Below are 14493 nucleotides of genomic sequence, written 5' to 3'. Positions count from 1 at the left end.
TTCAAATCCTTTCGGGTCCACCATTATTTATAAATCGACCTCCTCTCCGAGGCTTATCACAAAACGATACTTAATCGTTTTGCTCAAGCGTTTCGGGGTTCACCGTTGAGTCATGGAGAAGAGGGTTGGTATCTCCCCTGAAGGTCTAGGTTCAAATCCTTTCGGGTCCACCATTTTCATACATACAAGATTACAAAAAGCGTTCGTCTCGTTCGCCAAAAACAAACAAGGTTCTGATTGTGCACGCACATGTCAGAACCTTGTTAATTGATTTATTAGTCTGTTATTCGTCTTCGTCTTCAGAATCATCGTCGTCTGAATCATCTAGATCTTCAACATCATCATCATCAAGGTCTATATCATCAGCACTTGAATCGTCTTCTGTAATTAACTGTGCGTCAGCATCAACTACTATATTACTAGTGTCAATATTGTCTACAGGCAGGTTTGCAGCCGATACTGGCTTTATACCTATGATTACTACTAATAAACACGCTAGGGCTATAAGGGTTTTGTACATATTATTTTTCTCCATTTTATGTCGTTCTGCAGCAGATATGCCCAAGCGATAAGTGGACTGTAACCATGTAAGGGTTAAAGATTCATCATTTGGACTCGCTTTTTGATGGATCTTTAGAGCTGTAAGTCAGTCAAGTAGCGGGGATGTGGTGATTAGCCATCATTTTAGTCGGTAGTATATACGTGATTGTGTAAAAACCATTGACAAAGTAATAGTCAACAAGCTAAAATATAAAGAAAATATTAACAGCTAGATCAATGGTGATTTACTGCGGAGGAATTAATTAAATGAGTAAACTTGGTGAGATTAGAAATGGCTTGAATAACGCTGCGCGTAGAGTAGGACTGGATGCTGTTAAAGAATTAGCTGGAGTTTTGTCTCCCTCAAGTGTGTATATTGCTAGCAAAGCGATTAAAGTCCTTACAACGCCAATCCACATTGGTAGAAAGGCAAGTGATAGTAGTGATTGGGATCAACCTGCTTTTGTTATAGGTAGTGATACAGCCAAGGTTGGCGATGACGGTGTTGCAGTGGCTTTAAAGGAAACGCAAGGTGGTAGAGACTCAATAGCAATTTCTTTAGCAGCTAAAGCTCAGACTGAATCTGGTGGCTCAGCGGTTTCGGTTACTGGAGCTGGTGCTCAGAGTGGTGAGAAAATTGGCGAGGTCTATGTGACTGATTTCTATACTAAAAAAGAAGCTGCGTCTTGTATCTGTGATTCTCGGCAACTGCTAGGCAATACTACTATAGCTTTGGCTGCATAGGAACACATGCATCTTGAGTTTTGCTCTACAGACCGCTTAAAATGTAGCAATCATGCGGAACGCATGTGCTGACCCTCTAGAGAATTTCGACTTTCAAAACAAGTCTAATGTTATATAATTGGCAGAGGATATTATGGTTAGTGCCCGAACAACACAAATTAGATCTCATCGATTTGATCAAACCAATTATACTCGAGCTTTGCCTGCAACAGCTTTGAGATATTCTTCTGAAAAAAAAGCAAATGATTCCAGGTTAGAGATTGAGCAGGCTGCATCGTTGGCGTTAGAGCCTTTGCCTCATGGCTTGATCAATGCTGATCTTGGTTTGAGCTTTTGGCCATTAATTTTGGCTTTGATCAGTACGTTTAGTTATAGGATGAAAGAGAATCGTGTTCTTGCAGCTAACGAGAGAATTAGAGAAACTGGAATGCATTCCCATGATGATAATAAGACCTAAAAGTCAAGCGGTTCCTCAATTGCTACTCGAGATCCAAATGAAGTGGGGCCGACTGAACTTAAGACTGGCTCATTAAAAGGTAGCAACCGCGCTGAATAGGCATGTTGTCTTTGCAGATAATTCCGACTTTCAAAACAAGTCTAATATACAGAAAAAATGACACTCCGCCTAAAATTTCGAGGTACTGCGGGCACCGGCTACGTGTCCGTTCATCGCGCAGCTCATCCCAGAAGCAAATTAATGTATAACAGCATCATTACTTTGAAATTGAACAAGCTTCGGGGTATTCGCCTTTGCTCAGAATAAACAAGCCATGCTTAGTCAATTTCGTGAAGATAAGAGGACGTACTGCTAAGATTTAGCAAGAAACAACTATGGTTATCCAAATTGCATTAAATCACAAAACTAAATACAGCTATGACAAAGCTATAAGCATGGGACCGCAAATTATTCGTTTGCACCCTGCAGCACATTCAAGAACCAATATAGTTAGCTACTCGCTTTCTGTTAAACCAAGTCCGCATTTTATTCATTGGCAACAAGATCCTCATGGTAATCATATTGCTAGAGTTATTTTTCCTGATCGAATTAAGTCGTTTTCTGTTGAAGTTGATTTGATTGCAGACATGACTGTAATTAATCCTTTTGATTTTTTTCTGGAGAAATCAGCGGAGACCTTTCCCTTCACTTATGATGAGGCTTTGAGACATGATTTGCAACCATTTCTTGGTGCCCAGAAACCTGGTGCAGCGTTAAATAAATTAATTAAGTCAATTGATCTCAAGCCAAACAAAACAATTGATTTTTTGATTGATTTAAATAAATTTGTTCACTCCAAAGTTAAATACTTGATTCGCATGGAAGCGGGAGTACAAACAAGTGAAGAAACTCTCAAGCTTGGTTCTGGTTCTTGCCGGGACTCTGCTTGGCTGATGGTAGAACTGCTGCGCAATCTTGGTCTGGCAGCTCGTTTCACGTCGGGTTACTCTATTATTCTCAAACCGGATCTTAAGTTCTCTGAGGATGATCCTGATATTGATGATGATTTTGTAGATTTGCATGCTTGGGCTGAAGTATTTTTGCCTGGTGCCGGTTGGGTAGGGCTTGATCCAAGTTCGGGACTCTTGGTTGGCGAGGGTGCTATTCCACTAGTCTCTAGTCCTGATCCAACAAGTGCAGCGCCGATTAGTGGTGAGCTAGAGAATTGCAAGGTAGAGTTTGCTCACTCGATGTCTATTGCAAGGGTCTATGAAAGTCCACGTAGTACCAAGCCCTATAGCGAAAAGGGATTTGCAGAAATCAACAAGATTGGTAAATTAGTTGATGCAAGACTTAAACAAGCCGGACTTGGACTTACTACTGGCGGCGAACCAACTTTTGTTTCGGCTACAGATATGGCTGGAGCTGAATGGAATATAAATGCTTTAGGTCCAACTAAAAAAATACTGGCACGTAAATTATTACAAGAACTCAAACAAGAATGGACCAGTGGTGCTTTGCTGCATCACGGACAGGGCAAATGGTATCCTGGAGAGCCTTTGCCAAGATGGGCACTAGGCTGTTATTGGCGTGAGGACGGTAAGCCAATTTGGCACAACGAGGCTTTGATTGCTGACGAAACTAAGGATTATGGACTCAAGCAAGAAGATGCGTACAAATTTATCAATGAATTAACTAAAGCCCTTGGCTTAGATTCTGCTTATATCAATCCAGCCTATGAAGATACTTTACATTACCTTAGTCAAGAACAAAAACTACCAGCCAATGTTGACGTCTTTGATTCTAAATTAACTTGTGAGCTAGAAAGAAAAAAACTCTACCAGGTTTTTACCGCAGGCTTGGAGACAGTTGCGGGATATGCCTTACCGATACAGTCCAAAAATCAAGCGTGGTTAACTTGCCCTTGGGAATTCAGAAGAGAGAAATTATATCTATTACCAGGTAATTCTCCAATGGGTTTGCGCTTACCTTTAAACTCACTACTTGATGGTAGTAAGGAACATGCTAGGTTGCCTCGTGATCCAATGGATGACAGTAATACAAGCAAGCTACCAAGTAAATCCAAAAGCAAAGTGAAACCTGGTTTGATTTCTGAAGAGCTGATTAGAACTACGCTTTGTGTTGAACTGCGCGAAGGCAGGCTTTATGTTTTTATGCCGCCACTGGATTTAATTGAGGACTATTTGACTCTTGTGCACAAGATTGAAGAGGTTGCAGAGAAATTAAAGCTGCCAATTCTTGTCGAGGGCTATGAACCGCCATATGACAATAAAGTCAGAGTCTTAAAAATCACACCAGACCCTGGAGTCATAGAAGTTAACATTCCGCCTAATGATAATTGGGACGACATGGTTACTATGACCAAATCGCTTTATGCTGCAGCCAAAAGAACTGGACTTTGCGCAGAAAAATTTATGCTCGATGGCAAACACACTGGTACTGGTGGTGGTAATCATATCGTGATGGGAGCTAGAACCCCGTCAGCAAGTCCATTTCTCAGAAGACCAGATTTACTGGCGAGCTTGATTGCTTACTGGAATAATCATCCTTCTTTGTCATATCTATTTTCTGGGCTTTTTGTTGGACCAACAAGTCAGGCGCCTCGTGTTGATGAGGGTAGGCAAGATAGCTTGTATGAACTTGAAATAGCATTGGAGCAAATTGCCAAGTCTAACACTGTATCGCCGTGGTTTGTTGATAGAAGCCTAAGAAATCTCTTGGTTGATTTGACGGGCAATACTCACCGCTCCGAGTTTTGCATTGATAAATTATTCTCCCCTGATTCAGCTACCGGCAGGCTTGGCTTGGTTGAACTAAGAGGTTTTGAAATGACGCCGAGTGCAGAAATGAACCTTGCCCAACAACTACTAATTCATTCCTTGGTTGCAATGTTTTGGGACAAGCCTTATAAGACAAAACTAACTCACTGGAAAACCACTCTCCATGATCGTTTCCTGCTGCCATACTTTGTCCGTCAAGATTTTGAAGATGTGCTGCGTGATTTAAACAATGATGGAATCGCACTTAATGCAGAACACTATCGTAGTCATTTTGAATTTCGTTTTCCGTTTTACGGTAAGCTCTCGTATAATGACATCAATATTGAACTAAGGTATGCAATTGAGCCTTGGCATGTATTGGGAGAAGAAGCTGCTGCCGGAGGTACTGCTCGCTATGTTGATTCATCGCTTGAGAGATTACAAGTTGAGGTTAATGGTCTAGTTGACCCTCGTTACATCATTTGTTGTAATCAGCGCAAGCTACCACTAGTTGCAAGCGGCAAAGAAGGGCACTATGTTGCTGGTATTAGATATCGAGCTTGGCAACCCTACTCTGGTTTGCACCCTTCAATCCCTGTTCAGACGCCGCTAATCTTTGATATTGTGGATACCGTGAATATGAGAGCTGTAGCTGGATGTAGCTATCATGTAAGTAACCCTAGTGGCAAGAATTCTACTGATTTTCCTATTAATGCCAGAGAAGCAGAAGCGAGAAGATCATCTAGATTTTTTAATACTGGACATAATCCAGGGATAATAGATAAAATACCAGAAGAAGAAATTAATCCTAGCTTCCCTTCAACTTTGGATTTAAGGCGTTCATGAAAATATTTAGCTGTGATAATTGTAGTCAATTAATTTATTTTGAAAATGTAATCTGTAACAATTGTGGTTATAACCTAGGTTATTGCTATGACACAGGCAAACTCTGTAGTTTCAAGATCGGAGAAGATGGTATTTGGACATCTATTGGACCAACCACTTTTGGTAGAAGATATAGACCTTGCAAGAATTACAGTCAACATGCTGCTTGCAACTGGATGATTCCCGTTGAATACCCAGTAGAGCGTTGTGTCTCCTGTAATCTCAATTGGGTGGTACCGGATATTTTAGTTGGGGACAATCGTGAATACTGGCAAAAACTGGAAAAAGCAAAACGGCGCTTGGTTTTTTCTGTTTTACATATGCGATTGCCGCTTCATAATAAAAAAGAAGACAAGCTCAACGGGCTTGCTTTTAAATTCATGGAAGGTCCAGGACTCAATGGACGAGAGCATAAGCCAGTGATGACTGGGCACAATAGGGGCATCATTACTCTTAATTTGGCTGAAGCAAATGATGCAATCAGAGTCCAAATACGTGATGAAATGAAAGAGCGTTATCGAACCTTGCTTGGGCACTTCAGGCATGAGGTTGGCCATTATTATTGGATGTTATTGGTTGATAATAGCCAATGGCTTGAACCTTGCCGTCAATTGTTTGGTGATGATAGGCAAGATTATGGAAAATCACTCAAAAAATATTACGAGAAAAAAGCAGAACATGAAAAAATAGACGATATTAATTTCATTAGTACCTATGCAAGCTCTCATCCTTGGGAGGATTGGGCTGAGACATGGGCTCATTATATGCATATCTATGATACTCTGGAAACCGCTAATTCATGGGGTTTGAGATTTAGCGTCAAATCCATACGTTATTCTGCGGCACAAAAACCAAACACGAATGTCGATGATCCTTTTGATAGGATGATTGACAACTGGGATTGGGCAAGCTGCGCCCTCAATAGCGTTAATCGAAGTATGGGATTTACTGACCCCTATCCATTTGTAATTTCTGAGCAAGTAAAAGAGAAACTACGATTTGTGCACAATGTTATTCATGAAAACTCAGTTTGGGGATTCAAGTCATGAACTATCAAACAATACTCGAAGAAATTCAGAATGAGATTCAACCACTAATTGGACAAGGCAAGGTTGCTAATTATATTCCAGCACTAGCGGCTATTCCAATCACTAAATTTGGAATGGCTCTTAAAACCATTGAGAATAAAGAATATAGTGTTGGTGATGCCAAAGAGCGTTTTTCTATTCAAAGCATTTCCAAGATCTTTAGTTTTGCACTTGCTATTAAAGAATTAGGTGACGAGCTCTGGATCCGTGTCGGCAAAGAACCGTCAGGGACAGCATTTAACTCATTAGTTCAGCTTGAATTTGAGAAGGGCATTCCACGCAATCCATTTATTAATGCTGGTGCTTTGGTGATGACCGATATACTGACTTCAAGCTATGATGATCCAAAACAAACTCTACTTGATATCGTTAGGGACTTGGCTGATAATCCAGATATTGATTTTGACGAAGTCGTTGCTCAGTCTGAAAACGAATGGGGCGATAGAAACAGAGCCCTTGCTTATTTCATTAAGGATTTTGGCAATATCAACAACTCAGTAAACGAAGTATTGGATTTATACTTTCATCAATGCTCACTAAGTATGTCTTCGCTTGATTTGGTTAGAGCATTTTCTTGCTTGGCTAATGCTGGCAAAACTGTTGGAACCAACAAAACTATTATTAGTGAAAGACAAACTAAGCGCATCAATTCTCTACTAATGACTTGCGGAACTTATGATGCAGTCGGAGATTTCGCTTATAGAGTGGGTTTGCCCGGCAAGAGCGGGGTTGGTGGTGGCATCATTGCAATAATGCCAGGGCATTTTGTGCTGAGTGTTTGGTCTCCAGGTCTTAATGAAACAGGTAATTCACTTGTTGGAACAAAGGCACTAGAGTTGTTTACGACAAAAACTAAGACTTCTATTTTTTAACCAAATCCTTAGTACTAAAATAAACTGCACTGATACTTTCACCTATTTCAATTAATCCCTTTTGTATCTCATCTAAATATTCATGCAGACCATAATTGATAATTGATTCACCATTGGCAGATTCTATTTTTGCAAGTAAAGCTTTGCTGATCTCATAAGGCTTAGCGGCATCAGGATTATTACCCGTCTCTTTGATAGTAAGCAAGGAATGTGTTGCCCTACTGATGCAACTAAAAATAGAGCGTGGGAACTCTCTATCCAATATCAAAAACTCAGCTACATTGATATGTCTAATCTGTTGCCACTTTTGGCGATACATCTCAAGAGCGCTCATCGAGGCTAGTAGAGCGTTCCATTGAATATTGTCGAATGGCGAACCTATTAAATCAGGTGAAGGCAAGAGTGTAAAATACTTGACATCAAGCAGACGCGAACCCATATCAGCTCTTTCAAGTAAATAACCAACTCTACCAAAGTGCCAGCCTATACCATGAGAGAGAGTGGTATCAGATATACCAGTAAACAATTGACATTGTCTTTTGACCCTACTATAAAAATTGTGATGATTAAGTATTTGATTTTGACTTTGTTGCAAGAAGAGATAGAGAGTATTAATCTCATGCCACATGTCAGAAGTGATAATTTCTCTTATTGATCTAGCGTTTTCTCTTGCCATGGTCAAGCAAGAAAATATAGAACTAGGGTTGCGTAAATCAAAAGTCAAGAAATCCAAGACCGTATCTCGATTAAAGTTTTGATGATGTTTTTGAAATTCTTCCTCGGCTCCTACAGCTCGAAGTAAAGGCTCCCACTGCTTCTCAGACTCTGGCATGTCTATATTGAGATTGAAATTCACCTCTATCAATCGCGCCATATTTTCCGCACGTTCTCTATAGCGTTGCATCCAAAAAATATTACTAGCTACTCTGCTTAACATCTATGCAGTCCTCACCCAGGTATCTTTACTGCCACCGCCTTGTGATGAATTAACAATCAAAGATCCTTTTTTTAAAGCCACTCTTGTCAATCCACCCGGCATCACATAAATATCTTTGCCGTATAAAATATATGGTCTTAGATCAACATGCCTGCCTTCGATTTGATTATTGATCAGGGTCGGCACTCGCGACAACGCTAAAACAGGCTGTGCTAGATAGTTACGTGGATTGGCTTTGATTTTATCGGTAAACTCACTACGCTGCTTGGCTGTTGAACTTGGTCCCATCAACATACCATAACCGCCAGCCTCATTAGCTGCTTTAACAACTAGGTTTTCTAAATTGTTTAAAACATATTCGCGTTCTTTATTATCACAACACAAATAAGTTGGTACGTTGTTTAGAATAGATTCCTCGCCAAGATAGTACTTGATCATGTCAGGGACAAACTTGTAGATTACTTTATCATCGGCAATCCCAGTGCCTGGTGCATTAACAAGACTTACATTGCCCTTGACATAAGCCTTCATTAAGCCAGGTACTCCTAATAAAGAATCCGCTCTAAAGACTAATGGATCAAGAAATAAATCATCTATTCTTCTATAAATTACATCTACTCTCGCTAAACCATCAGTGGTACGCATGTAGACAAAATCGTTTTCAACAACAAGATCTTTACCTTCGACTACTTGAATACCCATTTGATGGGCAAGAAATGAATGCTCGAAATATGCAGAGTTGTAAATCCCCGGAGTAAGTATCACAACAGTTGGATTTTCCACAGGGCTAACATGAGTCAAAGTTGCAAGTAATTGACTTGGATAATCATCAACATGACTTACTGACATGGATTCAAAGAGCTTAGGGAAAATCCGTTTCATTATCAAGCGATTCTCCAATACATAGGAAACGCCAGAAGGACATCTGAGATTGTCTTCTAAGACATAAATCTTACCGTCAGCTCCTCTGACTAAATCAGTTCCTGTAATATGAGCCCAAATGTTTTTTGGTGGATTTAATCCTTTGCATTGAGGAATAAATGAAGCACCGCTTTCAATAATTTCTCTTGGAATAACATTGTCTTTAATGATTTTTTGTTCGTTATAGATATCATGAATAAACAAATTAAGCGCATGTATACGTTGCTTGAGACCTCGCTCAGTACTTAACCATTCTTGCTGGTCTATAATTCGTGGCAACATATCAAAAGGAAATATCCTTTCAACACCAGATTCTTCTCCAGTAACTGTAAAAGTAATTCCCATATTGAAAAAAGCAAGCTCTGCAGCTTTTTGTTTCTCTTTGAGATCTTTTTTACTTAGAGCGTCGATGTTAAGTACTAAGTCTTTGGCATAATCACGTACAATACCTTCTGCCGTGAAATACTCATCATGGAATCCATTTGTATCGTAGTTTGCAAAAATTGCCATAACCAGCATATTGTAGCTTATAAGATAGGATCACTCTAAGGCTGCACTTTGATCTTTCGATTCATCCCTAAAACTAGTGAGCATAAACTACTACAAATTACTCGATCGTGTATACTCAAATAAGTCTAAACCCCATCAATTATGTCAATCAACCACGAAGCATTAGAAGCCCTTGTCAGCATTGTAAACCAAGGTAGTTTTAGAGCTGCCGCTGAAGACTTGCACAAAGCACAATCCTCAATTAGTTACGCCATTAAGAATCTAGAAAAAGAATTAGATATTGAGATTTTTGATCGCAAGAGTTATAGACCCAAGCTAACTGAAATTGGTAAATTGATTTATAACAAAGCCAAGTATATTTTAAAAATGCAAAACGAACTGGTTGATTTTACTGAGAGTCTCAAATCAGGAGTTGAATCAAGATTGGATCTTTGCATTTCTGTCATTAGCTCCAATGAAGTTTTTATCGATATTCTCAAAAAATTCAAAGCAAAATATCCTCAAACAGAACTTAGATTAGTTTTTAGTTCCTTTGATGGACCAATCAATTCTTTAGTCTCAGGAGAAGCAAATATAATCATCTCGGCAGAACCCTCTCATGGTACGGATCTTGACAAACTCAATTGGAGAACAGTTGAATACGTTCCTGTCTGCACATCAGAATATCCTGCAGCAAGTTCTAGTATTCAAGAAAGTTATTTCACCAGCCTGACACAAATTATTATTGGCGATAGATCACTTGATGCGCAGCGCACACCAAATGATTTAATCGAAACTACCAATACCTGGAGCGTTAATAGCTTTGAACTCAAAAAGAAATTTATACTTGAAGGGCTCGGTTGGGGTTATTTGCCGCAAGAATATATCTGCAAAGAAATAGACCAAGGTAAACTTGTTAAACTACCCTGCAAAAATACCAGCTACATTCCGCTCTATCAAATTCGTCAAAAATCAGTTTGTATTGGCCCAGCCGCCAGCTATCTTTGGGACTTATTTATTGATGCTTCGCCTAGAATCAACAATTATTAGAGCTTGATCGACTTATTCGATCATTTATCACTGTTATTTAGGCTGTCATGATCGACATTCTTTGGTATTCTTCTTTTTGTGCAGAAACAAACAGAAAGGAGAAAACAATGCAATTAACCACATTATCACCACAAATAGCAGATCACAATAGCTTCTTGCACCAAGACGCTAGTGGCGGACCATCAGAACTCAACTCGCGACATCAGCTCAGGCTAATGGAATCGGCAGGCAAAGCAGAAGGGGATATTCGTGATGCCAAGTTTGATCTCAAAGCAATCTTCTCAGGAGATACTACTTCTGATTTTGGTAAAACCGATGCCGGCAAAGCTCTACTCACTAGTCAAAGTGAAGACTCTGATTTATTAATTACAAGCTTGCAAGGCAAGGCAAACAACAAGTCAGGGAAATTAATCAGCACAATCCTAAGCGAGCTTTTTGGCGATCAGCGCAACGCTCTAATCAATCCTAATCTCACCACAAATCAAGTGCGAGAGCAATTTAATAACGACACTCGTTTAGTTTCAGCTTTTCATGAGCTACCAGGATATATTTTTCTAATCAAAGATTTTGAAGCTGATGAAATCACTTGGAAGGATTTCAAACAAATCATGCTCGTCAACCTCGGTCACAATGGACCAAACGAAGGGTTCTGGAAGATGTTCTATGGCATGATCAACAGTAACCTAGAAGAGAAGGGCACAAGCATTCACCTTGGAACCCCGTTTACTGACAGTGAAGGACTCCTAACCTACCCGCAACCACAAAGTCCAGAGGGATTTGCACATGCAGCTGTCGACCGTATGGATCAAGCGATAGATGGTCTACCCAAATTAGCCAAAGAAGTTTCTGGCTTCCAAGATCTTGCCGATGTACATGGTAATTTACTGACAACCTGCCAAACTTGGACGCTTGAGCAAATGCGTTCACTCAAGACTTACTTACCCAAGCTTATGGACAATTTCAAGGGTGATGAAATAGAGAAACAACAAAAAACTAATTTCCTGAACAAACTTGTAGACAGAGTCTCTGATCAAATAATGAAGTTTAAAGATTTTATTGGTTCACGACTCACTTGGACAAATAATGACGACAAGCAAGAACTTGAATTTAGACACGATGATGGCATGATAGAAAAACTAGCTAAAGATCAAGAAGGTAACTACTCTCACATCATGGCTCTTCATCAACCTAACGATCGTCAGGACTTTATGAATAGATCAGCCACTAAATTCCTCGGGCGGATTGTCCAGGGTTTTAATGAAGGCGAAAGATACAAGCAAGCTATCTAGCTGCTTACCACCAATCAGCAACACCTTTGGTGTATTGATTTGTATAGTGTTTCAATACCGAATAAGGGTAACCAACACCACTGCGTCTAAATTCATCTAACTCATCTTGAGTTAAAGTACCGCTAGAATCTGGATCAAGATCTTCTATGCCAGCAAGCAGTCTCTTGTAATCACGAATATGATAGCCTTGACCAATTGCATTCCAAAACTCTAGATTGTAAATCTTTTGCTCGCGTGATAGTAAAACACCATGAAGCATGGTCTTTGTATTTGCTGTCAAGATCTCAGTGAGCATCAAGGTTAGTACTTGCTTGAGCTTGGCTGCATTGTCATTCAAACTTAACAGCGCTTCAAAGTCGGCATTGCTAAGAGCAATAATCTCAGGAGTCTTTTTGGAATTCCTTAAGTACAATGCTTCAATCACTTCTGAGTCATCTAGTATATGATTTTGATTTAAATCTATTAATGGGTTAATAGCTTGCTCTGATTTAGCGTGAACCACTTCAACTGGCGCCTGCACTAAATCTGGCTTAGGACTATCAAGATCAGCGGCATTAACAGACAACAACAAATTGCCACAAACAAAGTTGATAGTCAAAAATAAAACGATATAGCTTTTTAGGATTTGCATTCTTGCTCCTCAATGGATCTTTCAACTACATTCACAAATTAAGTTATGAATATAATAAGACTGTCCCCTATTGGAACTAGACTAGTAGCCAATCGCATCATACAGCTAGTTGAAATGATGCTGTACTATGCAAAAGTCGCTGGTTCTCTCTTGGAGACAGAGTCACATTAGCTAAAGAGCCCGAACCACCATAGCGCATAGATGGTGCAGTCCTGCCTTCATCGGCACCAAAGCCAGCATAACTTAGTTGAATCTGATAATTTGGATTTGCAATCAGGTCGGCTTTGGTTTTATTCAAAATTGCTATCAATGAAGCCTTGGCAGGATGTTCAGTAAGTCTTTGTGATTCTATCAACTCTCCATTAAGCATTAAATTAATTTGACACTGACTAAAATCAATTGGTAGATTCCCGTAAGAAGACTGACTTAATTCAATAGTGATATTTTGCCCATACGATAAAGTATTGGCATCACTAGTAATTGGTCCATAGCCACCAAACCTAAAAGCTAAACCAAATTGTTGTTTTGTATGCCATTGAGATTTGCCCGTTTTGACAAAGCAATTGTCATTAGTATTGAGCTTCATTGATTTCAAAAACTCATTGACATCAGCAAGTCCATAATATCTCCTTGGTTGCTGAGGATTATTGAAATTCACCTGATCAAGCATAGATCTACGATAACACACTATTGCGAATCTTTCTCATTAAGCTGGTAGTACTTGTAGCTTTACAGAGCTTGGCAGGATGTTTATTTAGCCCTGAACCAAATTCAAAAAACGCAATGCACAAGAAAAGTGCGGCTCATCAGTTTTGTTTTTTTGTGCAATCTTGGTATCGGTTTGCAAAAGTGAATAGAAGATTTGCATAAAATCAGCGTTATTTAGATCTGCAGAATTATTAAAGATACTATTCCAATCCTTTGCATTAAAATTATGAGGAGCAAAACTTGAAATATCTATTGCGCGAAATAAAGCAGCTTGAGAATCTTCTTGCGCAAACTGGGCAAAATCAGTATTGGGAATTTGTTTTACTTTATCTAGAAGAAGTGTAAATAAATCTCTTAACTTAGGATCTTCAGCAACTTTGCCCTTGATAGCTACATTAGGATTAGGATTGATCACATTAGCTAAAGCATTAAAGTGATCAACACTAGCAGTTCCTTGAGCAAGCTTCTCAAGTAAAGTAGCAACATTTTCACTAGGAGGTAAGTCTTTGATCCAATAAGACTGCTGCTCATTATCAGCACGTTGAGTTTTTTGAAATTCATCTCCTACATCATTAATTTGCACTGGATTAGCTTGATGCAAAGCAGCAACTGCCTTGGTGACACCAGCTGCAAGATGATCGATTGCAGTCTCAGTCACAGCTGCAACTTGGTCTTGAGTGATTCTTGGAATTCCAGCAAGTTTTTTAAATGCATCGATTACATTGGTTTCAAACCAATGTCTAATATCAATAGTTGGTTTTGTCTCATGAAATAAACCATTAGTGATAGTAGTAGTCGATTCAGAGATATCAGCAAATCTACTGGCCAAAGATTTAGCATAGTTTTGACCAGAATCAGTTGATGTTTTTAATTCCTTAAACTCTCTTTTTATATCATTGTTAAAACTTGTTATTGTTGTCATAGAGCAACCATCTTATCTTATTCAATGAAAGCATGTCAAAATATTTTCACGTAGCAATAAGTGTATACAGATCATCAACGGAATCAAGTCTATTAATTTCTATTGACTTTATTTAGATATCTTGCGAAACGAGTAACTATTCACCTAGGGCAGCTGCTCTCAGATTTTCAGCTTGAAGCTTATGACAAAACGAATTTCCCG

At 39.3% G+C, this 14493-nt stretch carries 13 protein-coding genes; 7 read left to right on the top strand and 6 right to left on the bottom strand.

What is annotated here, in order from left to right:
- Positions 1-283: 283 nt before the first annotated feature.
- A complete protein-coding gene (locus O3C63_07675) occupies positions 284-535 on the bottom strand; it encodes a hypothetical protein (GenBank protein ID MDA0772806.1) in 252 nt (83 codons plus the stop codon).
- 272 nt (positions 536-807) lie between these two features.
- On the opposite strand from O3C63_07675, the gene O3C63_07670 reads away from it, so the two are divergent.
- From O3C63_07670 to O3C63_07650, 5 genes are all read left to right on the top strand, one after another.
- Positions 808-1284 (top strand): hypothetical protein, encoded by a 477-nt coding sequence (locus tag O3C63_07670; GenBank protein ID MDA0772805.1) that lies wholly within the window; start codon positions 808-810, stop codon positions 1282-1284.
- Between the two features lie 118 nt (positions 1285-1402).
- Positions 1403-1741, top strand: a complete 339-nt coding sequence (locus O3C63_07665) for a hypothetical protein (protein ID MDA0772804.1) — start codon at positions 1403-1405, stop codon at positions 1739-1741.
- 374 nt (positions 1742-2115) lie between these two features.
- Complete coding sequence (locus O3C63_07660; protein MDA0772803.1) at positions 2116-5346, top strand: transglutaminase family protein; 3231 nt, start codon at positions 2116-2118, stop codon at positions 5344-5346.
- Positions 5343-6434 (top strand): putative zinc-binding metallopeptidase, encoded by a 1092-nt coding sequence (locus O3C63_07655; GenBank protein MDA0772802.1) that lies wholly within the window; start codon positions 5343-5345, stop codon positions 6432-6434. Before O3C63_07660 ends, O3C63_07655 begins: the two co-directional genes overlap by 4 nt.
- Positions 6431-7345 carry a glutaminase gene (locus O3C63_07650; GenBank protein ID MDA0772801.1) on the top strand — a complete coding sequence of 305 codons (915 nt, stop codon included), beginning with the start codon at positions 6431-6433 and terminating at the stop codon, positions 7343-7345. Before O3C63_07655 ends, O3C63_07650 begins: the two co-directional genes overlap by 4 nt.
- Here O3C63_07650 and O3C63_07645 read toward each other — a convergent pair.
- Together O3C63_07645 and O3C63_07640 are read right to left on the bottom strand one after the other, a co-directional pair.
- Positions 7335-8282: an alpha-E domain-containing protein gene (locus O3C63_07645; GenBank protein MDA0772800.1), complete on the bottom strand. Its 948-nt coding sequence runs from the start codon at positions 8280-8282 to the stop codon at positions 7335-7337. The two genes, O3C63_07650 and O3C63_07645, sit on opposite strands and share 11 nt — an antisense overlap.
- Positions 8283-9713: a circularly permuted type 2 ATP-grasp protein gene (locus tag O3C63_07640; protein MDA0772799.1), complete on the bottom strand. Its 1431-nt coding sequence runs from the start codon at positions 9711-9713 to the stop codon at positions 8283-8285.
- Between the two features lie 141 nt (positions 9714-9854).
- On the opposite strand from O3C63_07640, the gene O3C63_07635 reads away from it, so the two are divergent.
- The gene (locus O3C63_07635; GenBank protein ID MDA0772798.1) at positions 9855-10742 is read left to right on the top strand and encodes a LysR family transcriptional regulator; all 888 of its coding nucleotides are present in this window, start codon (positions 9855-9857) and stop codon (positions 10740-10742) included.
- Between the two features lie 107 nt (positions 10743-10849).
- Positions 10850-12031 (top strand): hypothetical protein, encoded by a 1182-nt coding sequence (locus tag O3C63_07630; GenBank protein ID MDA0772797.1) that lies wholly within the window; start codon positions 10850-10852, stop codon positions 12029-12031.
- A gap of 4 nt (positions 12032-12035) precedes the next feature.
- On the opposite strand, the gene O3C63_07625 is transcribed toward O3C63_07630, so the two are convergent.
- The 3 genes from O3C63_07625 to O3C63_07615 form a co-directional block, all read right to left on the bottom strand.
- The gene (locus O3C63_07625) at positions 12036-12662 is read right to left on the bottom strand and encodes a hypothetical protein (protein ID MDA0772796.1); all 627 of its coding nucleotides are present in this window, start codon (positions 12660-12662) and stop codon (positions 12036-12038) included.
- 97 nt (positions 12663-12759) lie between these two features.
- Positions 12760-13332, bottom strand: coding sequence for a hypothetical protein (locus O3C63_07620; protein ID MDA0772795.1), 573 nt, complete (start codon positions 13330-13332; stop codon positions 12760-12762).
- A gap of 84 nt (positions 13333-13416) precedes the next feature.
- Positions 13417-14292, bottom strand: a complete 876-nt coding sequence (locus tag O3C63_07615) for a hypothetical protein (GenBank protein MDA0772794.1) — start codon at positions 14290-14292, stop codon at positions 13417-13419.
- Positions 14293-14493: the final 201 nt, after the last annotated feature.

Source organism: Cyanobacteriota bacterium, assembly GCA_027618255.1.
GTDB lineage: Bacteria > Cyanobacteriota > Vampirovibrionia > LMEP-6097 > LMEP-6097 > JABHOV01.
This window is presented reverse-complemented; position numbering and strand designations above follow the sequence as displayed.